Origin of the sequence: Neotamlana sargassicola, assembly GCF_020523965.1 — a bacterium.
Classification (GTDB): Bacteria; Bacteroidota; Bacteroidia; order Flavobacteriales; family Flavobacteriaceae; genus Neotamlana; species Neotamlana sargassicola.
Genome location: NZ_JAJAPX010000004.1, coordinates 113,978 through 136,090, shown reverse-complemented (window position 1 = coordinate 136,090; position 22,113 = coordinate 113,978). Strand labels below are relative to the sequence as shown.

Annotated in this window: 15 protein-coding genes and 1 riboswitch; of the genes, 3 read left to right on the top strand and 12 right to left on the bottom strand. The window is 33.5% G+C overall.

Annotated features, from left to right (window positions below; translation table 11 throughout):
* Nucleotides 1–172 precede the first annotated feature (172 nt).
* Nucleotides 173–2,791 (top strand): DUF7619 domain-containing protein, encoded by a 2,619-nt coding sequence (locus LG651_RS10890; RefSeq protein ID WP_226696159.1) that lies wholly within the window; start codon nucleotides 173–175, stop codon nucleotides 2,789–2,791.
* A gap of 519 nt (nucleotides 2,792–3,310) precedes the next feature.
* On the opposite strand, the gene LG651_RS10885 is transcribed toward LG651_RS10890, so the two are convergent.
* The 3 genes from LG651_RS10885 to LG651_RS10875 form a co-directional block, all read right to left on the bottom strand.
* Complete coding sequence (locus LG651_RS10885; RefSeq protein WP_226696158.1) at nucleotides 3,311–4,582, bottom strand: amidohydrolase family protein; 1,272 nt, start codon at nucleotides 4,580–4,582, stop codon at nucleotides 3,311–3,313.
* Nucleotides 4,583–4,607: 25 nt separating this feature from the next.
* The gene (locus tag LG651_RS10880) at nucleotides 4,608–7,598 is read right to left on the bottom strand and encodes an amidohydrolase family protein (protein ID WP_226696157.1); all 2,991 of its coding nucleotides are present in this window, start codon (nucleotides 7,596–7,598) and stop codon (nucleotides 4,608–4,610) included.
* A 74-nt stretch (nucleotides 7,599–7,672) separates the two neighbouring features.
* Nucleotides 7,673–8,740 (bottom strand): DUF3810 domain-containing protein, encoded by a 1,068-nt coding sequence (locus LG651_RS10875; protein ID WP_226696156.1) that lies wholly within the window; start codon nucleotides 8,738–8,740, stop codon nucleotides 7,673–7,675.
* Nucleotides 8,741–8,914: 174 nt separating this feature from the next.
* On the opposite strand from LG651_RS10875, the gene LG651_RS10870 reads away from it, so the two are divergent.
* Nucleotides 8,915–10,375, top strand: coding sequence for an aminoacyl-histidine dipeptidase (locus tag LG651_RS10870; RefSeq protein WP_226696155.1), 1,461 nt, complete (start codon nucleotides 8,915–8,917; stop codon nucleotides 10,373–10,375).
* Nucleotides 10,376–10,511: 136 nt separating this feature from the next.
* On the opposite strand, the gene thiD is transcribed toward LG651_RS10870, so the two are convergent.
* Together thiD and tenA are read right to left on the bottom strand one after the other, a co-directional pair.
* Entirely contained in the window at nucleotides 10,512–11,321 is an 810-nt protein-coding gene (gene thiD, locus LG651_RS10865) for a bifunctional hydroxymethylpyrimidine kinase/phosphomethylpyrimidine kinase (RefSeq protein ID WP_226696154.1), read from the bottom strand.
* Nucleotides 11,309–11,962 carry a thiaminase II gene (tenA, locus tag LG651_RS10860; protein ID WP_226696153.1) on the bottom strand — a complete coding sequence of 218 codons (654 nt, stop codon included), beginning with the start codon at nucleotides 11,960–11,962 and terminating at the stop codon, nucleotides 11,309–11,311. The genes thiD and tenA overlap by 13 nt, the downstream gene beginning before the upstream one ends.
* Nucleotides 11,963–12,048: 86 nt before the next feature.
* Nucleotides 12,049–12,141: riboswitch (TPP riboswitch) on the bottom strand.
* A gap of 159 nt (nucleotides 12,142–12,300) precedes the next feature.
* On the opposite strand from tenA, the gene LG651_RS10855 reads away from it, so the two are divergent.
* Complete coding sequence (locus tag LG651_RS10855; protein ID WP_226696152.1) at nucleotides 12,301–12,849, top strand: YceI family protein; 549 nt, start codon at nucleotides 12,301–12,303, stop codon at nucleotides 12,847–12,849.
* Here LG651_RS10855 and LG651_RS10850 read toward each other — a convergent pair.
* The 7 genes from LG651_RS10850 to LG651_RS10820 form a co-directional block, all read right to left on the bottom strand.
* Nucleotides 12,836–13,288 (bottom strand): hypothetical protein, encoded by a 453-nt coding sequence (locus LG651_RS10850; RefSeq protein WP_226696151.1) that lies wholly within the window; start codon nucleotides 13,286–13,288, stop codon nucleotides 12,836–12,838. The two genes, LG651_RS10855 and LG651_RS10850, sit on opposite strands and share 14 nt — an antisense overlap.
* Before the next feature lie 168 nt (nucleotides 13,289–13,456).
* Nucleotides 13,457–16,810 carry a preprotein translocase subunit SecA gene (gene secA / locus LG651_RS10845; protein ID WP_226696150.1) on the bottom strand — a complete coding sequence of 1,118 codons (3,354 nt, stop codon included), beginning with the start codon at nucleotides 16,808–16,810 and terminating at the stop codon, nucleotides 13,457–13,459.
* 171 nt (nucleotides 16,811–16,981) lie between these two features.
* Nucleotides 16,982–17,203: a DUF2795 domain-containing protein gene (locus LG651_RS10840; protein WP_019387375.1), complete on the bottom strand. Its 222-nt coding sequence runs from the start codon at nucleotides 17,201–17,203 to the stop codon at nucleotides 16,982–16,984.
* 344 nt (nucleotides 17,204–17,547) lie between these two features.
* Complete coding sequence (locus LG651_RS10835; protein ID WP_226696149.1) at nucleotides 17,548–18,120, bottom strand: cob(I)yrinic acid a,c-diamide adenosyltransferase; 573 nt, start codon at nucleotides 18,118–18,120, stop codon at nucleotides 17,548–17,550.
* A 55-nt stretch (nucleotides 18,121–18,175) separates the two neighbouring features.
* On the bottom strand, nucleotides 18,176–19,279 hold the full coding sequence (locus tag LG651_RS10830; RefSeq protein WP_226696148.1) for a DUF748 domain-containing protein: 1,104 nt from the start codon (nucleotides 19,277–19,279) through the stop codon (nucleotides 18,176–18,178).
* 65 nt (nucleotides 19,280–19,344) lie between these two features.
* The gene (locus tag LG651_RS10825) at nucleotides 19,345–20,109 is read right to left on the bottom strand and encodes an O-methyltransferase (RefSeq protein WP_226696147.1); all 765 of its coding nucleotides are present in this window, start codon (nucleotides 20,107–20,109) and stop codon (nucleotides 19,345–19,347) included.
* 47 nt (nucleotides 20,110–20,156) lie between these two features.
* A complete protein-coding gene (locus tag LG651_RS10820) occupies nucleotides 20,157–22,019 on the bottom strand; it encodes an ABC-F family ATP-binding cassette domain-containing protein (protein ID WP_226696146.1) in 1,863 nt (620 codons plus the stop codon).
* Between the last annotated feature and the right edge of the window lie 94 nt (nucleotides 22,020–22,113).

The window sequence follows — 22,113 nt, the reverse complement described above, 5'->3', positions numbered from 1 at the left end:
TGACAACCCGAAACAAGTTCAGGTTGACATATAAGGATAGTTGCTTTTTTTTCAGGCTCAAGCGATTTTTCTTTTAATCGAAAAAGTTGAAGAATAAATAGCTTTTGTAAGCTAGATACAACTTTTGTAGTTAATTTTTTACTATGTTTGGTGGTGTAAATTTACTCCAAACATGAAACAACTTTTACTCTTCTTTTTTTCAATATTTTTTTCTTGGTTTACTTTTGCTCAGGGGTCTTCTGCTGGTTGTGAAGATTTAGAATATTATAAATGTGACAGTGATAATGATGGATTAGAAACATTTAACTTAAAGGGTGTTTTTCCTTTCCCCTTTTGTAATGCTAGCAGTTATCAATACGAATCTACACAGTATTTTTTGACAGAAGAAGATATGAATAATGGTACAAATGCACTTACATCATATCAAGCATCTTATTACGACCTTACTACCAGTAGTCAAGAAACTATATATTTTAGAGCAAGGTATAGAAGCTCTTGGGGAAATACCTATATAAAAAACTCCGCTCAAATAGGAGTGCTTCAACCTATCTTGGTATATGATATTATCACAGACTTTGTTATTATTGATGAGGATAGGAATGGGGTTGAAAACCTGCCCTTTACATCTATAACCAATCGTATATTATCAGACCAAAACAAATTAAAAGTATCGTATTATTTTTCTGAAATAGATGCAGAAAATAAAACTAATGAAATAATTCCAAGCGACGATTTTAATAGTAACACTTTAGTTACATTGTTTGCAAGAGTAGAAAATGAACCTTGTGAGTTATTTGAAATCTTTTCATTTGATTTTTATGTTGATTTGCCAGAGATAGATGTTGACCTAAAAGATTTATACGTATGTCAAGACCATTCATATTACACTGGTTTTGATAGTTTTAATCTTGAAACTATATCAGACATGGTAAAGGAAGAGTACCCGAAGTTAGATGTTTTGTTTTATGAAGGTTGGGATAATTCTAATAATGTTGGTATAAATCGGATTTACAACACAGAAAATTACACAAATTTATATAACCATCAAGCGATCTATGTTTATATTTTTAATCCAAATAACCTGCAAGATTATATTGTTAAATCATTAAAATTAACTGTAGAAAGAAAACCAGTATTTGATTATGATAGTTTGTATAAATGCGATTCAGATGCAATTGATGGTATTACGGAATTCAATTCTAATGATGCGAGAATTTACATAAACGGTGTGCCTACAGAAGGTTTAGATTTATTTAGAACCCAGGAGGATGCTCAAGCTAATATTAATAAATTACCGCAATATTTTCAAAATTTAAAGCCTTATCAAGATAGAGTCTATTTTCGTTATCAATATGGGAATTGTCCATTATTTGGAAGCATTTATCTTTATGTGAATAATTGCACGGATAAAGGGAGGCTGTCTATAAGTGCATTTTACGATGAAAATAAGGATGGTTCGTTTTCTGCTCAGGAGGAATATTTTTCGCAAGGTACTTTTACCTATGAAGTGAATAATAATGGTGTTATTCATAATGTTGATGCATCTAAAGGGTTTTTTACAATTGAAACTGAAAATGATACGGATAAGTATACCATACGCTATACCTTATTTAATGAGTTGACAAACTGTTACGAAGTCACAAATGAAGTTATGTATTATGTTAGTGTTTCAGGTGGAAAAATAAAACACTTATCTTTTCCTGTTGTTAAGAAAAAGACGTGTAGAAATATTGCTGTAGTTTTGTTAAGTGATGTTTCACCTCGCCCTGGATTTAATTATACTAATAAATTGCAAATAAAAAACTCTGCACATCAAACTATTAATTCATTAAATATTTATTTTGAAAAAGATGAGAATGTGGAAGTGATAGAAGTTTTAGGTGTTAGTCCTGAAAATACACTCACTACTACAAATACCGGATTCGTTTTAAATATTCAAGAGATTGAGCCATACGAAACTGAAACCCTATTTGTTAATATGAGTGTGCCATCCTCATTAAATTTAGGGGATGTATTAACTAACTCTGTTTCGGTTTCGTTTTATGATTATAATTTAACCGATAATTCTTCAACACTTACTGAAACATTAGTAGGCTCTTACGATCCTAACGATATATTAGAATCTCACGGTCCAGAAATTTTGCATGAATCTTTTACAGATGAAGATTATTTATTCTATACAATACGATTTCAAAATGTAGGAACAGCAGATGCAATAAATATTTCAATTGACAATACTTTAGATTCTAAATTAGATGAATCTACCATTCAAATATTAACATCCAGTCATGATTATGTTTTTACAAGAACTAATAATCAATTAAATTGGCAATTTGATAACATATATTTACCAAGTGAAGACATGGATGAACCAAACAGTCATGGTTATGTGTACTACAAAATAAAACCAACTGCAGGTTATAGTGTTGGTGATATTATCCCCAATAAAGCCGAAATTTATTTTGATTTTAACGACCCCATTATAACCAATATTTTCGAAACTAAATTTGTGGACGAAACTAGTCTTTCAACAGAAGATTTTAATACTAAAAGCGTTTCTATGTATCCAAACCCTACTAATGGAAAGCTCGATTTAATATTTACCAATACAACCGAAGGATTAATCGAGATTAGCGCTTTTGATTTACAAGGGAAATTAATTTTAAAAACCAACGAAATACTGGATAGAAACAAAACACATTTAAATGTTTCAAAGTTTAAAAGTGGATTGTATATTTTGAAAATAAAGAAGGATGGTTTTGAGAGTGTTAAAAAGCTTATGGTTGAATAAATTATAAAACTTAAAGGCCCGATGCAATCTCTATACTTACAGAGCTAATTTCTGAAGTGTTTCACACGCTTAGAGGAAAAGTTTTACTTGGAATACTTTGAAAATGCTTGATTTTACAATAGGTAATAAGAAAGGCGATGAAGTAACAACGATAGATTTAGTGTAAAGAAAATCGAGAATTGAATTACCAAAACCTAGTTTTGGTTTTGATGAAAAAACAGTTTGTATTCTTTATGAAATTATAAACAATTAGAAAGTAAATGTAAGTTTTACAATTACTTGATGTTTTATTTCTGCGGAATGCCTTCTGTTTTTGAAGCTCCAGAAGGAAGTAAAATAATAGAGTAGAGGTTCTTTAAAAATTTATGAAAAAAGAAGCTGTTTAAAAAAGTGACCTCTTTATATGTCGACCTGAACTTGTTTCAGGTTCTCATGGTTATAAGTTGTAGATTCTGAAACAAGTTCAGAATGACAAGGAAACCTTTTAAACAGCTTCTTTTTAGTGTTAAGTAGCTATAATTAGTTTTCTAACTTCTTAGAATAACGTTTCCAAAGTGTTGTTTGGTGCGTTTCTAAACTAATAGATCTGCCATCAATAAATGCTTCAGAAATAATATTTGTTCTCATATCTAACGCATCACCTTCCGATATAAATAAGGTCGCGCTTTTTCCGCTTTCAAGCGATCCATAATTAGTATCAATACCTATTATTTTTGCTGCATTTAGGGTAATTAGTTGTAAAGCTTGTTCTTTTGTTAGTCCATATGCAACAGTAGTTCCGGCATAAAACGGTAAATTTCTGGTGTTCATACGTTCCATATCGCCACTAGTTTCAAGGGCAACGGTTATGCCTGCATCGGTTAAAAGTTTAGCCATTTTGTATGGTAAATCGTAATCGTTGTCATCTAAACCAGGTAAAGAGTGTGTTCGCATTAAAACTACAGGAATATTATTGTCTTTTAACAATTTTGTAGTTTTATTAGCTTCGGCACCACCAACAATAACAATGTTTTTAAGATTGAAGGTTTTTGCGAAGTTTACAGCTTCAATAATACCTTTTTCTTCATCGGCATGAATAAATAATTTTTGCGAACCATTAAAAATACCGCTTAGAGACTCAAAAGGTAAATGTGTAGGTGTTTTATCGCCACCTAAATAAGCTTTTGCATTTGTAAAATAAGTTGTTATTTGTTCGGTTTGTTTATCATAATCTTTGTTTACGCTTACATTACCACGTCTTCTTCTAAAGGTGCGAGGCCAGTTTAAATGTACGGCGTCGTCAACTTTTACAGCTGCATCTTCCCAGTTCCAAGCATCAAATTGAACGATAGACGATGTTCCAGATAAAAATCCTCCACGTGGTGTAATTTGACCTAAAAGTACACCGTTAGGTCGCATCGATTCTACAATTTTAGATTCGGCATTGTAGGCAATTAAGCTTCTTACGTTAGGATTCCAAAGTCCCATTTCAGCATCGTCGTCTGAAGCTCTTACGGCATCAATTTCAACAAGACCTAACGTTGCATTTGGTGCAATAAACCCAGGGTAAACGTGTTTTCCTTTGGCGTCAATAATGTCGCCTTTTCTAGCAATTTTGGTTAAGGCGCTTCCAATGTAGGTTATTTTTCCGCCTTCAAACATAATTAAGGCATTTTCTATAACCTCGCCGTTACCAATATGTGCAGTAGCACCTTCAATGGTAATGGCTTTAGTTTGTTCAGGTGCTGGTGTTTGTTGCGCAAAACTTACAAGGCAACACAGCGTGTATAATAGTGTTATTGTTTTTTTCATTTTTTATATGTTTTAGGATTAACTTTTAGTGGCTATGTGCTTCAGCTAATTCGTTATCCATAGAATCGCAATGTAATAAGGTTTTTGTTTTCTTTTTGATAGGCTGTGTTTTGTTGCCTTTGCTTTTAGATTGAAGCATTAAATTGATAAGCTCGCTGCGTTCTTTTGTAACTTCAGCTTGTAGTTGCTTATCTTTTTCAATATCAAAATAAGTTTTTCCTTCAATAATGGTTTTTTCCGCTTTAGCGTAAATAGAAAGCGGATGATTAGACCATAACACTAAATCGGCATCTTTTCCAACTTTAATACTTCCAACGCGATCGTCGATGTGTAATAATTTAGCAGGATTAATGGTAACGAATTTCCAAGCTTCTTCTTCGCTCATGCCACCGTATTTTACGGTTTTTGCAGCTTCTTGATTTAATCGTCTAGCCATTTCGGCATTGTCACTATTTATGGCAACCGTAACACCGGCGTTGTGCATAATGCTTGCGTTGTAAGGAATGGCATCGTTTACCTCGTATTTGTAAGCCCACCAATCGCTAAAAGTAGAACCGCCAACACCGTGATCTTTCATTTTATCGGCAACTTTGTAGCCTTCTAAAATATGGGTGAAGGTGTTTATGTTAAAATTGAATTGTTCTGCGACTTTCATTAACATATTAATTTCACTTTGTACGTACGAGTGACAAGAAATAAAGCGTTCTTTATTTAAAATTTCGGCTAAAACATCTAATTCTATATCTTTTTTATAAGGTTTACCGCTTTTCTTTAATGCATCGTAAGCTTTTGCTCTAGTAAAATAATCGATATAAACTTGTTCTACACCCATTCTGGTTTGAGGAAAACGATTAAAACTTCCCCAGTTAGACTGTTTTACGTTTTCTCCTAAAGCAAATTTTATAAATTTAGGTGTGTTGGTGTAAACTAAGTTATCTGCAGATTCGCCCCATTTTAATTTTATAATTGCCGAGCGACCACCAATTGGATTTGCAGAACCATGTAAAATTTGAATAGAGGTTACTCCACCTGCAAGGTTGCGGTAAATGTTAGTGTCGGTTTCATCAATAACATCTTCAATGGTAACTTCGGCAGAAGAGTTTTGACCGCCTTCGTTAACAGATGCTGTTGCAATATGCGAGTGCTCATCAATAATACCTGCGGTTAAATGTTTGCCAGTAGCATCAATAACTTTAGCTCTTCCGGCAGATAAGTCTTTGCCTATTTTAATAATTTTACCATCTTTTATTAAAACGTCGGTGTTTTCTAGAATGCCTTCATCTTCACTTGTCCAAACCGTGGCATTTTTAAATAAAAGCGTTTCTGTTTCTGGTAAGGTTTTAAAGCCAAAAGCTTTATTTGGGTAGCTAACAGGGTAAAGTGTGTTGCTTTTGTTATCGTCTTTGTCTTTTTTCTCTTTATCAGATGTGTCTTCAGAAGGACTTAAACTCGCAACAAAACTGTTTTCCGTGCCATTAGGTGAAATAGATTTTCCGGTTAAACCGTTGGTTCCAGGATTGGCAATAATGCGTATAAATTCATTTTTAGTAGAATCTATAGTTGCCATAGATATACTTACCCAGTTTTTGTTGTAAGTAATCTTAGAATCTAAGGTTTTATCATTGGCTGTAATTTTAGTTTTTGGTTTACTTAGCTCGCCAGAGATAGACATTTTATAATCTTGGTTTGCAATAGAAAACGTATAATCGCCTTTAATATCTTTTTTGTCAAGGGCTTCAATAACCGTTTTGTCTCCTTGAACCCAGTTTTCGTAAAGCGTCGTTTTTTTATCGAAAATATCGCCCGAAGTAATTAAAAAGTTGGCTAAGCTTCCGTTTTTAAGTGAACCTATTTCGTTTTCCTTGTTAATAAGTTTTGCAGGAACGGTAGTTAATGCGGCAAGGGCTTTTTCTTTAGAAAGTCCAGCATCAATAGCTTTTAAAATTTTCGCTTTTAATTCTTTAGCCGATTTTAATTTATGCGTAGTTAAAGCAAATTCAATATTATTTTCTGCTAAAATTTTTGGGTTGTGTGGTTTTTGGTTCCAAGCGCGCATATCTTCAAGCGATAAAGAAGCTGTAGTAAAAGGATCTTCAACATCAAACGCATCAGGGAAATCTAAAGGTAAAATTATTTTAGCATTGGTAGCCTTAATCTCGTTAATACGTTCGTATTCGTCTCCACCACCAAGCATAATATATTGTATGCCGTAAGCATCACCAACTTTATCGGCTCTTAAAATGTTGGCTCTACTACCAGCATCAAAAATTTGAATTAAACTTTTGTTTTTGTTTAAGGCCTCTAGCGATAAGTCTTTGGTGTCAATATTACCTTTAGCATACCAATCGGCATCAATATATAATTGTCTTAAAAGCGCCATACTTCCCATAATGGAATTAGGATAGCTTTGTTTTGTCTTAACACTGCGACTTAACGACAAGTATTGAGCCGAATGTTCTTCCAGAATACGATAAGCATTACTTTTACTGTTGTTTAAAGCAATTAGGGTTCCGGTGCCACGAACAATACCATCGTGAACATGTGTGTTAACAACGCCAAAACCAGCTTTAAGTAAATCGGTAGCTGCATTTTCGCTGTATGCCAATGCAGAAATAGCTTCTTGCTCGGGCATAATGTGATCGTTCCAATAATATCCAGTTCTACTTGGTTCGTATTCCGTAGATCGCGAACGAGTACTTGGGCGCTGAGGTTGTTTAACTCCAAAAGTAGAATACAAATCTATAAACGAAGGATAAATACTCTTGCCTTCTAAATCTACAACAACAGCATTTTTTGGAATATTTACCGAAGTTCCAGAATTTACAACTTTACCGTCTTTAATAAGTAAAGTACCGTTTTTAATAATTTCGGAAGGTGTAACATAAATTTTAGCATTTGTAAAAGCAGTATAATTACTGTTTTTTGTGTGTACACCGTTATTTTTTGGGAAATAATCTTGGGCGTTTATTGCTACCGATAGAAGGAGAGCAACAAACCAAAAGGATTTTTTTAGCATGTTATGAGTTAGTTTTGGGGTTAAATTAGATAATTTAAGATTTTATTGAAAAATTCTTAACAAATTTTAACTTTTCATAGAGATTTTTCATTCAAATAATTAACCAAAAGTGCCACAACGTAGCTGTAACTTTCCATGCCTTTACTCTGTTTATTAGCCTTTAAAAATCCACTGTAAAATTGTTTAAAGTAAGGCTCAGCAGGGTTTTGGTGCGCTTCCCAAAACAAGCGCGTTTCCTCGTAGTTTTTTAAAATACCCAAGTTAACATCAGCAATTAAATCTTCAAATAGGCAAACATCACGTCTGTAAATTTCGTTTAAGCAAAACCGTAAAGCAAAACTATAACCCGTGTATTTAAAATAAGAATCGCTATGGTTTATAGCCGCTAAACATCCAATAAAATTAGCTTCATTTTCGGCAGCATAACCTAATTGATGCGCCATTTCGTGTGTAGTTGTGGTTGGGAATTTATAACTAGGAATTAAGCTATTTACTTGCGCCTCATTGGTTAACGGGTTTAAATAACCACTAAAACCCATGTAAGTTAAAGGGTAGCTAAATACCGATTTTTTTGCACTTTCCGGGTAGTATTCTAAATCTGGAAATGTTTGTTTTAAAGCTTTATAACCGTCTGGAGCTAATTTTAAAATTTCGTTTTTTGTGTATGGTAAATTAACAATTAAAGTGTCGTTTTTAGTAATGTTAAAATGTGCTTCGTTCGATTTTGCAATCAATTTTTCCGTTACCAAAACCAATTGTTCCGTAGTATAATCGGCCTCTAAATTCAGGTTTTCATGCAAAGGCAAACGGTAATAATTTAAACCCCAAAACATATGAAAAGCAAAATACACCACAGAAATTGCAGCAAAAACATCAATTAACCAATGTTTTGTATCGCTAAAAATACGTTTTCGGTTAATAAAAATCCATCTAATTATGTAAACTACAGCCACCGAATACACTAAATCGCCAAACGAAAAAGGCAGCCATCCCAAAGTAAAACGCAGCGCTTTCGAAATATAAATGTACAAGCCATTGCTGTAATATGTTTCTATAAATTCAGGATAATTCGCTACTAATTTCACAAGCAAAAATTGCGGAACAATAGCAAAAGCTAAAACAAGTTTTTTATTCTTAGGCATTCATCAAAAGTAATAAAAATTAGAGCCCAATGGTTGTTTAAAATTTGTTAAGGTTTCTTCCTGCTTTCCGCTATATCTTTTTTTCATACTTCAAAAAAGGATGCCGCTGCAATCAGGAGCAGCTGCCAAAGTCGGTTCCTTTTTGTTACCTTTGTTGTCCTAATAAAAAAATACATGAATCAAGAAATAAGACAACTAGAACCTCAAGAACTTTGGAATAAATTTGCCGATTTAAATGCGGTTCCAAGGCCATCAAAAAAAGAAGAACGCGTTATTGCATTCATGAAAAATTTTGGTGAAACTCTTGGTTTAGAAACTGTTGTAGATGGCGTAGGAAACGTAATTATTAAAAAACCGGCCACTTCAGGAATGGAAAACCGCACAACCGTGGTTATGCAATCGCATTTAGATATGGTTCATCAAAAAAATAACGATACAGTCTTCGATTTCGATACTCAAGGCATCGAAATGTATGTTGATGGCGATTGGGTTCGCGCTAAAGGCACAACCCTTGGCGCCGATAATGGTTTAGGCGTAGCCACAATAATGGCTGTTTTAGAAAGTAAAACCATAGAGCACCCAGCCATAGAAGCGCTTTTTACCATTGATGAAGAAACGGGGATGACAGGAGCTATGGGATTAAAAGGAGGTTTACTTACTGGAGGCATTTTACTGAATTTAGATACCGAAGAAGATGACGAAATAGGTGTAGGTTGCGCCGGTGGAATAGATGTTACGGCAACCAGAATTTATAACGAAGAAGAAACGCCCGAATTTAAAATTGGTTACACCATTAAAGTAAAAGGGTTACAAGGTGGGCATTCCGGAATGCAAATTCACGAAGGTTTAGGTAATGCCAATAAAATAATGAATCGTTTGTTATTTGATGGTTTCGAACATTACGGACTCCGAATTTCAGAAATCGATGGCGGTAGTTTACGTAACGCCATCCCAAGAGAAAGTACTGCTATAGTTGCTATCGATGCGGTTAAGGAAGATCATTTTAAAATTCAAATAGCAGAACTTGGTGTTGCTATTAAAAACGAGTTTAAAACTACAGAGCCAGATTTAGAAATTTTAGTTGAGCCAATTGAAATACCAGAAAAAATAATGGATTTAGGCATTCAAGAAGGTGTAACACGAGCAATTTATGCTGCGCATAACGGCGTTTATCGCATGAGTGCCGATATTCCAGATTTGGTAGAAACCTCAAACAACATTGCACGGGTTATTATTAAAAACGGAAAAATTAAAATAAGCTGTTTAACACGTTCATCGGTTGATAGTGGAAAAGACGATTTAGCCAATGCGCTACGAGCCACATTCGAACTTGTGGGATGCGAAGTTGCGTTCTCTGGAGATTATCCGGGTTGGGCTCCAAATATGGATTCTAAAATTTTAAAAGTTTTAGCACCACTTTATGAAGAACTAAATGGCGAAAAACCGCACGTTGCCGCATGTCATGCCGGACTAGAATGTGGTATTTTGGGTAAGAATTACCCCGAAATGGATATGATTAGCTTTGGTCCAACCATAAAAGGCGCACATTCGCCAGACGAACGTGCGCAAATTTCGTCGGCTCAAAAATATTGGAAGTTTGTTTTAGAAATTTTAAAGCGCATTCCAGAGGCTTAAACTATTTATATCTAGCATCCTGAACTCGTTTCAGGATCTAATTATCGGATAAATTAATAGTTTTTAATAATCTGAAATATTCCTGATAGTTTTCAGGAATATTTCAGATTTGTTAGTTTTTATACGCTTCTTCTGTTTATAAATTAAAATGATTTATTGGGCCATTGCCTTTTCCTAAAACCTTGTCCTTTCCGTTATAAATGGCCTTATTAACAAACTCACAGCCTTTTTTAACAGCAGCTTCTAAAGGGTTGCCCAAACACAAATATGTTGCAATACTTGACGATAGGCTGCAGCCCGTACCGTGGGTGTTTTTGGTGTTAACTTTTGTGTTAATAAATTCGTTTGTAGTTTGGGTCTTCCAATCAAATAAAACGTCCTTCACGAGGTCGCGCTTATTATTTAAATGACCGCCTTTTAATAAAACGGAAGTTTTGTACTTACTAGCAAGTTCTTCCGCGGAAGCGATAAAATTATTTGCGGAAATATTGGCGTTTAAAAGCAATTCTGCTTCTGGGATATTAGGTGTAATTAAATCTACTTTTGGTAAGAAGGATTTTAGGGTTTCAATGGCCGTATCATTAATTAATTTATCGCCAGATGTGGCAACCATTACAGGGTCTAAAACAATGTTTTTAACCTTATATTGTGTTAGTTTTTTTTCAACAATTTGAATAACCTCCCTAGAATGGAGCATGCCAATTTTTACAGCTCCAAATTCAATATCGCTTAAAACTGCGTCTAATTGCGTAGCAATATGAGCCACAGGAATGGCATGAATATCTAAAACGCCTTGTGTGTTTTGCGCCGTTGTAGCGGTAATAACACTAGCGGCAAAAGCACCACAAGCACTTATACTTTTTATATCGGCTTGAATGCCGGCGCCACCACCAGAATCGCTTCCAGCAATGGTTAAAACACTATTATAATTTGTTAAATTTTCCATTTTTCTTGGTTGTAAGCACTATCCCAAAATAACCACTCTAACTTCGACGCTTTAGTAAAGGCTTGGTTCATTTTTTCTAAAACATTTGGCGATGCATATTCAGCATGTTTGTTGGTAATGGCAATAGCGTTTTTTACCGATTTTTCGAAATCTTCACCGCTGTAAGTTTTAATCCAGTCTTTATACGGATTGTTGTTGTTAGCGTTCTGTTTGCTTAAAATATAATCGCCAATTTGTTTGTAAATAGTAAAACAGGGTAGAACCGCTGCTAAAGCTTCTTCTAGCGAACAGGTGTGTGTTAATCTAGATAAATAACTAATGTATAATTCGCATGAAGGCGAGGTTTCATTTATTATTTTTTCGTTTTTTAAAAATTGTTGATGTAGGGCATTTTCAACATGAATAATGCCTGTAGCCGAGTCTAAGAAAAATTGTGTGTCGTCGTCGTCACTACATTTTGTGCCAACTGCAGCTAGTATTTTTTTATATTCAGATAAATACAGGGCATCTTGATTAATGTAAAAAACAAACACATCATTCGGCAAGGTTCCGTTAATTAATTCAGTTATAAAAGGATGTGTTTTTATGCTGCTTAAAATATTTTCGGTTTTATTATTTATATCGCTGTACCAATTTTTCATTATTTTATTTTTAGTTGATATTACTTCAAAAAAAAGCCACTTTCACAGCAATGAAAGTGGCTTGTATATTTATATACATAAAATGTATATTACAATTCTCGTTTCCCTCCGCTGTTGTTAAACATATCAGGTTCATAGGGTATAATCTCAGCCAATTAGTGGCACCCCTAACAATTCTGTAATTTATTTTATAAACTATTTGAAACGAATTTAGTTGAAATTAATTACACTGCAAAACTAAAAACGATTCAACTTTTAATTAAGCTTTACAAAAAAGCTTTATTTCTTTGTTAAATTTGTTGTATAAGTTCACAAAATATCAATTTAAATAAATTAATATGAGACAGTATGCATTTATTTTATGCCTTTTCTTTTGTATAGGTATCACAAATTCACAAACAATAGATCAAGAGAAATCTGTTGTAAAATTTAGTATCAAAAATATGAAATGGAATACTGTTGAAGGTACATTTTCTGGAATGAAAGGTGATGTGGTTTTTGATAAAAATAACTTATCAACTTCAAGCTTTAATATTAGTATAGATCCAGCAACAGTGAATACTGAAAGTAAAAAGAGAGATGAACATTTAAAAAACGAAGATTTTTTTCATGTAGAAAAATATAAAACCATAAATTTTACATCTGAAAGCATAGTAAAATCTGGTGATAAGTATATTACTAAAGGTAAAATGACGTTGCATGGTGTAATAAAAGATGTAACTATTCCTTTAATTATTAATGAAAACGCTGATAGTATTATAATTGAGGGTGAATTTGAGTTAAACCGTTTCGATTATGGTTTAGGAGCAGAAAAGTATAAGAAAACATTTATGGTAGGAGAAATAGTAACTATAAACATTAGTTGTGTTTTAATTAAACATAAATAGTTAAAATATTTAATTCATAATCAAACGTATAGTTGTATTCTGTAGATACTGCAAAGTCTTCAATTAAAATATTAGGGCAACAGCTATTAGTGTCGTTAATTGTTGTTGAATATGATGTTTCTAATTCCGACAGATTTTCAATAGTGATAGATTCATTGTTTAATGTATGCAAACCTATACTTATTGTATTATTGTAATCTTCATTACTAGTTGAAACTACGTAAAAATAAATAGCTTCATCTTCAGTATTTTTAATTGTAATATTATTATTGGTAATATTGTTTTCGGTTACATAATTATTTCCTGTTTCAGAATCTATTATCTTTATGTAATACGAAGAAGCTTCGCAAATTACAGTAGCACAGTCTATATTATCGTCACTACTTTTACAGCTTATTGAAATAATTAACAGAGTAAATAATACTAATAGTTTCCTCATCTTATTTTTTTACTAAGACGATATTTGCTTAAAAAGGTTGCGTTCTATATTAAAAAATCCCGAAAACAGTTGTTTCCGGGATTTTTTATGTGAACCTGAACTTATTTCAGGGTCGTATTATTTTTGAATTTAGATTCTGAAACGAGTTCAGAATGACAGTGTAACGTATTACTCTTCAACCAAAACCCAGTCGCCTTTGGCAATTAAAGGTTCTGCTTGCTTATACTTTACAGTTTTGCTTTCACCATTCATAACGTGTTTTATTGTAACACGGTCGTTACGACCAATTTTTGGTTTATCGCGAACAATAGTTTCGACAACTTCTGCTTGGCGTTGCGTATTGCCTGCAGCTCTACTTTGGGCAGCACGCTCGTCTAGATTAGGAATTTCTTCTTTACTTGTTTGTACTTTTTCGGCTTGCCTAGTTCTAGCCTCTTGAATGTTTTCTTGAGTTTCGCTTGGTAATTCACCTTTAAATAAGAATGAAATCACATCTTTGTTAACCTCATCAATCATAGCTTTAAACAATTCAAAAGCTTCAAATTTATAAATTAAAAGCGGATCTTTTTGTTCGTGCACTGCCAATTGAACAGATTGTTTTAACTCATCCATTTTACGTAAATGCGTTTTCCAAGCATCGTCAATAATGGCAAGCGTAATATTTTTCTCGAAATCGGTAATTAATTGTTTTCCTTTGGTTTCGTAGGCTTTTTCTAAATCGGTTACAACATTTAAGCTTTTTACACCATCGGTAAATGGTACCACAATACGTTTGTATTTATCACGCTGATTTTCATAAACATTTTCGATAACTGGATATGCAATTTCTGCATTGCGCTCCATTTTTTCACGGTAATTATCGAAAGCAGCTTTGTATACTTTTGATGTAATTTCTTGAGCCGAAAGTTTTCCAAATTCAGCTTCAGAAATAGGAGCACTCATCGAGAAATAACGAATTAATTCAAACTCAAAGTTTTTAAAATCGTTAGCGCCTTTGTTTGTTTCTGCTATGTTTTCAGCAGTGTCAAAAATCATATTCGCTAAATCTACACGCAAACGCTCACCGTTTAGAGCATTGTAGCGACGTTTGTAAACCACTTCACGTTGGGCGTTCATTACGTCGTCGTATTCAAGTAATCTTTTACGAACTCCAAAGTTATTTTCTTCAACTTTTTTCTGTGCACGTTCAATAGATTTCGATATCATAGAATGTTGAATAACTTCGCCTTCTTTTAAGCCCATTCTGTCCATCATTTTAGCAATACGTTCGCTACCAAATAAACGCATTAAGTTATCTTCTAACGATACGTAAAATTGCGAGCTACCAACATCTCCTTGACGACCAGCACGTCCACGCAACTGTCTGTCTACGCGACGCGAATCATGACGTTCTGTACCAATAATGGCTAAACCACCAGCGGCTTTAACTTCGTCGCTTAATTTAATATCGGTACCACGACCAGCCATGTTAGTTGCAATAGTTACTTGCCCACTTTTACCTGCCTGATCTACAATTTCGGCTTCTTTTTTATGTTGTTTTGCATTTAATACGTTGTGCGGAATTTTTCGAATACTAAGCATTTTACCAAGTAACTCCGAAATTTCAACCGAAGTTGTACCAATTAAAACAGGACGACCTGCTTTTGATAGTTGTGTAACTTCCTCGATAACGGCATTGTATTTTTCACGTTTTGTTTTGTAAACTAAATCATCACGGTCATCACGAGCAATGGGTTTGTTAGTTGGAATTTCAACAACATCAAGTTTATAAATTTCCCAGAACTCTCCAGCTTCGGTAACCGCTGTACCCGTCATACCAGACAGTTTACGGTACATTCTAAAGTAATTTTGAAGTGTTACCGTAGCAAATGTTTGTGTGGCGTCTTCAATCTTAACATTTTCTTTAGCTTCAATGGCTTGGTGTAAACCATCGGAGTAACGACGACCTTCCATAATACGGCCAGTTTGCTCATCAACAATCATTACTTTATTATCCATAACCACATATTCTGTGTCTTTTTCAAATAAAGCATACGCTTTTAAAAGCTGATTTAAAGAGTGAATACGCTCAGATTTTATACCAAAATCTTTATAAAGGTCTTCCTTAAGTTCAGCTTCTTCTTCTTTGCTTAAGTTTTGCTCTTCTATTTTAGCAATTTCAATACCTATTTCGGGTAGAATAAAAAAGTTAGGGTCGTCTTTACCAGAAATATATTCAACACCTTTATCGGTTAATTCAATTTGATTATTTTTTTCTTCGATAACATAATACAATTCAGCATCAACCTTTGGCATTTCGCGGTTGTTGTCTTGCATGTAAAAGTTTTCGGTTTTTTGTAGTAATTGCTTAACGCCTTCTTCACTTAAAAATTTAATAAGTGCTTTGTTTTTAGGCATACCGCGATATACACGAAGTAATTGAAAACCACCTTCTTTAGTGTCGCCTGAGGCAATAAGTTTTTTAGCTTCGGCTAAAACACCCGTTAAATATTTACGTTGTACACTAACAATATCGTCTACTTTAGGTTTTAGCTCTGTAAATTCGTGACGATCGCCTTGCGGAATTGGACCTGAAATAATAAGAGGTGTACGTGCATCATCAACCAAAACAGAATCGACCTCATCTACAATAGCATAGTTATGTGGGCGTTGTACTAAATCTTCTGGTGAGTGCGACATGTTATCGCGTAAGTAGTCAAAACCAAATTCGTTATTTGTACCATAAGTAATATCGGCTTTGTAGGCTTTTCGTCTAGCGGCAGAGTTTGGTTTGTGGTAATCAATACAATCTACTGTTAAGCCATGAAACTCAAAAATAGGAGCCATCCACGCGCTATCACGTTTTGCAAGATAGTCGTTAACCGTTACTAAGTGTACACCGTTGCCAGCTAAAGCATTAAGATAAACAGGTAATGTAGCAACTAACGTTTTACCTTCACCAGTTTGCATTTCTGCTATTTTACCTTGGTGCATAGCAATACCACCAATAAGCTGCACATCGTAATGTACCATATCCCAGGTTACTTCTTTTCCTGCAGCATTCCAAGAATTTGCCCAAGTAGCTTTATCGTTTTCTAGGGTAATGTAATCTTTTTCACCAGATAAGCTTCTATCGAATTCGTTTGCTGTAACACTAATAGATGTGTTGTTTGCAAAGCGTTTAGCTGTTTCTTTTACCACAGCAAATGCTTCAGGTAAAATGTCGTTTAAAACATCTTCTGTAATTTTGTAAGCGTCGTCTTTAAGTTTATCTATTTGCTCGTAAATATCTTCGCGAGCATCAATATCTTCAGTGTTTTCTGCTTCCTTAATTAAGTTTTCAATTTGCTCGTCTATAGCTTTGTTAGCCTCAGCAATTTTAGCTTTAAACTCGGCAGTTTTATTACGAAGTTCGTCGTGCGATAAGGCTTGTAAATCGCTTTCAAAAGCTTTTACCTTTTTTACAATAGGCATTATGGCTTTTACATCTTGTTTAGATTTATCGCCAACAAATACCTTTAATACAGAATCTAAAAAACTCATGTTTATATATTTTATTGTTTCTACATTAAGTGAGAAACATAGGTGTTTATTATTTTAATTTTATGTATTATGAAACATGTTCAAATATACATTTTGTTATTATTTTAAATAACTACTTGAATAAAAAAAAGCCTCAAAACGAGACTTTTTAACTATAATTTATACTTTTCTTTAGTATTCATCTTCATTCCAAAGATAATCTTCATCGGTTGGGTAATCAGACCAGATTTCTTCAATAGAATCATACGAATCGCCTTCGTCTTCAATAGATTGTAGGTTTTCAACTACTTCTAAAGGAGCACCTGTTCTAATAGCATAATCTATTAATTCGTCTTTAGTCGCTGGCCAAGGTGCATCACTTAAATAAGATGCTAATTCTAATGTCCAATACATGTTGTGTTCGTTTTAATTTTTCTGCAAAAATAAATTTTTAGTTTAAACAAGCAAGAAAAAAATGAATTATTTTAATTTTAAAAAAAACAGGTTCAATTTTACTGACAATCAACAGTTTTAACAAGGTTTAAAACATAAATGTTTAATGCATCTCTGGGCAAAAAACATCAAATTAAACCGTTTTATCAATAATATTATGAACGTTTATAGCTATTAATTTGGGCGCTACCCTAAAAGGGTCGGGCTTTACACTACAAGTTTTGGCTCGATGCGCGCCTCGCCAAAAGCTATTCGTTGCAACCCCTAGCGCAAAGGGGAAATCCTAATAATATTTAATTTGTAATTTAATACTTTTCGGGAATCCACTTAACTTCATTAGCTTGCAGGTCGTAGGTCAACTTTCGTGCCAACACAAAAAGATAGTCAGAAAGGCGGTTTAAGTATATTAAAGCATTAGGCTCAAAAGGCTCTAAGTCGTTTAAACTTACAGCTAAACGTTCGGCTCTGCGGCACACGCAGCGTGCAATATGACAGAATGACACGGTTTGGTGTCCGCCGGGTAAAACAAAATGCGTCATTGGTGGTAAGGCCTCATTCATAGTATCCATTTCTTGTTCCAGTAGTTCAATGTCGCTTGCGGTTATTTTTTCAATATTTAAGCGTTCTTTGCCATTTTTTAAAGTTGCTTTATCTGGAGCAGTTGCTAGAATGGCGCCAATTGTAAATAGTTTATTCTGAATGTTGATTAAATTTTTTTTGTAATTATCATTAATGTTTTGGTCGCGAATTAAACCTAAATGTGAGTTTAGCTCGTCTATAGTGCCATAACTTTCAATACGGATATGATGTTTTGGTACACGTGAGCCTCCAAAAAGTGCCGTTGTACCTGCGTCGCCAGTTTTAGTGTAAATTTTCATAGCTTCAAATTTATATTTAAATTACTAATACAGCAAAATATAAAGCTGTTGCATTTTACTTTTTAGTATTGTTTAAAGCATCGTTAAACTTAATATCCTTATCAACTTCGGTTTTAAAAGCTTTAATCCAGCCGTTTTCAAAAATATTAATTATAGTAGGAAATATTCCCGCGTTTACATTGCTTAAATCGCCTTCAAGAGGAACTTTAGTGGCTAATGTTTTTGTGCCTTGATTTTTTAAAATAAACTTAAACAAACCAACAAACCCTTCCCAAATAGTGCTTAAAATACCATCGTCTTTACCGATAAGTTTGGAGTCTTTTAGCATTGGTTTTATATAACCTTTTAAATAACTGTTAGCAATTGCTATTTCGCCGAAAACATCAATATTGCCATATTCAAAATCGATACCACCATAGTGTCTAGTAAAATCGTTTACCGAAGTTACGCTGGCATTAGTAAGCTCAAAATCTATATCTAAATCTGGAATGGTTTTTATTAAGTTAATAGCGCCATTTATATTAAAATTACCATTACCTATACTTACGCCAGAACCCGAAATGGGAGATGGTAGTTTGTTGTTGTTTTCAACTACGTTTCTTAGGTTTTCTGCAGTAAACTCTACATCGTCCATATACAAATCTAAGCTAGGTTCTGTGGTTATCTGGGCAATACCTACTTTACCGTTATGTACTTCAAAATGGTTAATTTCTAAAGGTACAAGGTCTGTAATGGCTGTTGTCCAGTCGTCTAGTTCGGCCTGTTCACCATTAACTGTAGCTTCTTGGTCTTCTAGAATATATGTGACTTCGGGATTGTACATTATAATTTCACTTACAATGCTTCCTTTAAATAAGGATTTCCATTCTATAGAAATATCAGTTTTTGGGAAATTTAAAAAAGGCACCTGGCTTTTTGCATTAACTTTATTTAAGTATAAATCTTTTATGGTGTATGCGCCTCGATATAGTGAAATATCTATATCTTCAACATGGCCATAATATTCAGGTATGTTGGCTAATGTTTTATTAACATAGTTTTTTACAATGTATGGTAAAGCTAACCGAGCAATTACTAGTAGAATTATGATGCTAGCTATTATTTTAAATCGTTTTTTCTTGTAAAATTTTCGTTTGGAGTTGTGAGAGTTCTTTTTCATAACAATTAAAATCGCTTATTTTTATTAATTTTTACGTTAACGAACTCATAAAAAAGCAATATATGTTATAAACGAATGGTAAAATGTTGTTTAACTTGTTCTTTTCTGAAAAAGACAAAACCCCAGAAAAAGGTATCGATAGTTACTGTAACTTTTGGGTGTTGTTTTATAATTTCCCAAGCTTCGGTCATACCTTTACTCCAGTAAATATCATCAAAAATAAAAACAGAATCGTTATGGGCGGTTTCTATTAGTGATTCAAAATAACTAATAGTTGCTTCTTTCTGATGATTGCCATCAAAAAACACTAGATCTAATGGTTTGTTATCTTGCGTTTTAAGTGTTTCGCTAAAGTTTCCAGTATCTATGTTAACGTTGTTGTTATTTAAAAGGTTTGATGTGAATTGTGAGATATTAGGACAGCCCTCTAAAGACGTTATTTTGGATTTTGAATTGCCGAGACTCATGGCATGGGTACTTATACCTAAAGACGTTCCTATTTCTAAAATGTTGTCAGGTTTAAAGTATTTACAAATTTTGTAAAGTAACTTAGCTCTTTTTAAAGTTGAACCTGCATATTTTGCCATTTCAGATATTTTACGTTCACTGGTTTTAAAAGTATGTGAACCTGCGCCAAAATCGGTAACATTTAATATGTTGTTATTTTTTAAAAGCGCTTTTCTGTAATTTAAAATAGTTTTATAATCTGTATATTTTGTTTTGTTATAGAAACATTGCGTTACCAAATTATACACAAAAGGGGAGTGTACACCATGCTGATTGGTGGATTTTAAAAGGAATTTTATGTATTGTAATATTTGATAAGACATATTAATTAGTTTCAAACAACAAACAACAAACAACAAACAACAAACAACTAACCTTCTAATTTTTCGCTTAATTCAAACCAACGTTCTTCTTTTGCTTCAATAGCATTTATAATACCTTGTAATTCTTCAGAAAGGGCATTAATTTGATCTTGTGTTAAATCGGGGTTTAAGAATTTATCTTCAAGTTGTTTTTTATCATAGGCTAAGGATTTTAATTTGCTTTCTATATTATTTAATTCCTTTTGCTCGTTGTAGCTTAGTTTTGAAGCTTCGTTTTGTTTTAACGTTTTATTATCTTTTTTATCGTCTTTTATTGTAGGAGTTTCTGGTTGGCTATCTTCGTAAACACGATAATCTGTATAGTTTCCAGGGAAATCTTCAATTTTACCATCACCTTTAAAAACGAAAAGATGATCTATAATTTTATCCATGAAATAGCGGTCGTGAGATACTACGATAATACAACCTGGGAAATCTAATAAAAATTCTTCTAAAACATTTAGAGTAACAATATCTAAATCGTTTGTAGGTTCATCGAGAATTAAAAAATTAGGATTTTGAATTAAAACGGTACATAAATATAAGCGTTTACGCTCGCCACCACTTAGTTTTTCAACAAAATCGTATTGTTTTTTTCTGCTGAATAAAAAGCGTTCTAAAAGTTGTTGTGCGCTAATTTGTCTGCCTTTTTTTAAAGGGATAAAATCGCCGAATTCTTTTATTATATCAATAACTTTTTGTTCTGGTTTTATAGTAATGCCATTTTGGGTGTAATAGCCAAATTTTACAGTTTCGCCTTTTACTACTTTACCAGAATCGGGTTGTGTTGTTTGGGTTAAAATGTTTAAGAACGTGGTTTTTCCTGTACCATTTTTACCAATTATACCAACACGTTCGCCTTTTTTAAAGGTATATTCAAATTTATCAAGAATGCGTTTATCTTTAAATGCTTTGGATACATTATGGAATTCTAGAATTTTACTCCCTAAACGCTCCATGTTTAATTCTAACTGAATTTGATGATCGTTACGGCGCTGGTGTGCACGGTGTTTTATATCGGTAAAATCATCAATTCTAGATTTCGATTTTGTAGTTCGTGCCTTAGGTTGGCGGCGCATCCATTCAAGTTCTTTTTTAAAGAGTTGTTTGGCTTTTCCCGTTTCTACGGCTTCGCGTTCAATGCGTTCGTCTCGTTTCTCTAAGTAATATGAGTAATTGCCTTTGTAGGTGTATAATTGGCCTTCGTCTAGCTCAATAATTTCATTGCAAACGCGCTCTAAAAAGTAACGGTCGTGCGTTACCATAAAAAGGGTGATATTTTCTTTGGCAAAAAAGCTTTCGAGCCATTCAATCATTTCTAAATCTAAATGGTTGGTTGGCTCGTCTAGAATAAGTAAGTCGGGTTTGTTAATTAAAGCATTGGCTAGAGCAAGCCGTTTTTTTTGTCCTCCAGAAAGCGTGCTTATTTTTTGTTCTAAATTATCAAGTTTAAGTTTAAAAAGAATTTGTTTGTAAAGCGTTTCGAAATCCCAAGCTTGGTAACGTTCCATAGCTTCAAAGGCGCTTTGGTAAGCTTCGGTTTCTTCTGGGTTTAATAGGGCTTTTTCGTAATTGGCAATAACTTTTAATATGGGGTTATCGCTTACAAAAATAGTTTCTTCAATAGTTAAATTTTTATCGAATTTTGGGTCTTGTGATAAAAAGGAGACCTTAATGTCTTTACGGTAAATAACATTTCCTGAGTCGGGTATGTCTTCACCAGAAAGAATTTTTAATATGGATGTTTTTCCTGTGCCATTTTTGGCTACAAAGGCAATTTTTTGATCTTTATGTATGCTAAACGAAATATCTTCGAACAAGGTTAACTCGCCGTAGGATTTTCCAATATTTTCTACTGTTAAGTAATTCAAGGTGTAAATTTTTTACAAATAACGCATAAAAAACCAAAAAAGTAGTTATATGTTTTATTGTTCATGCCTAAAACTTATATTTGTCATAAATCCA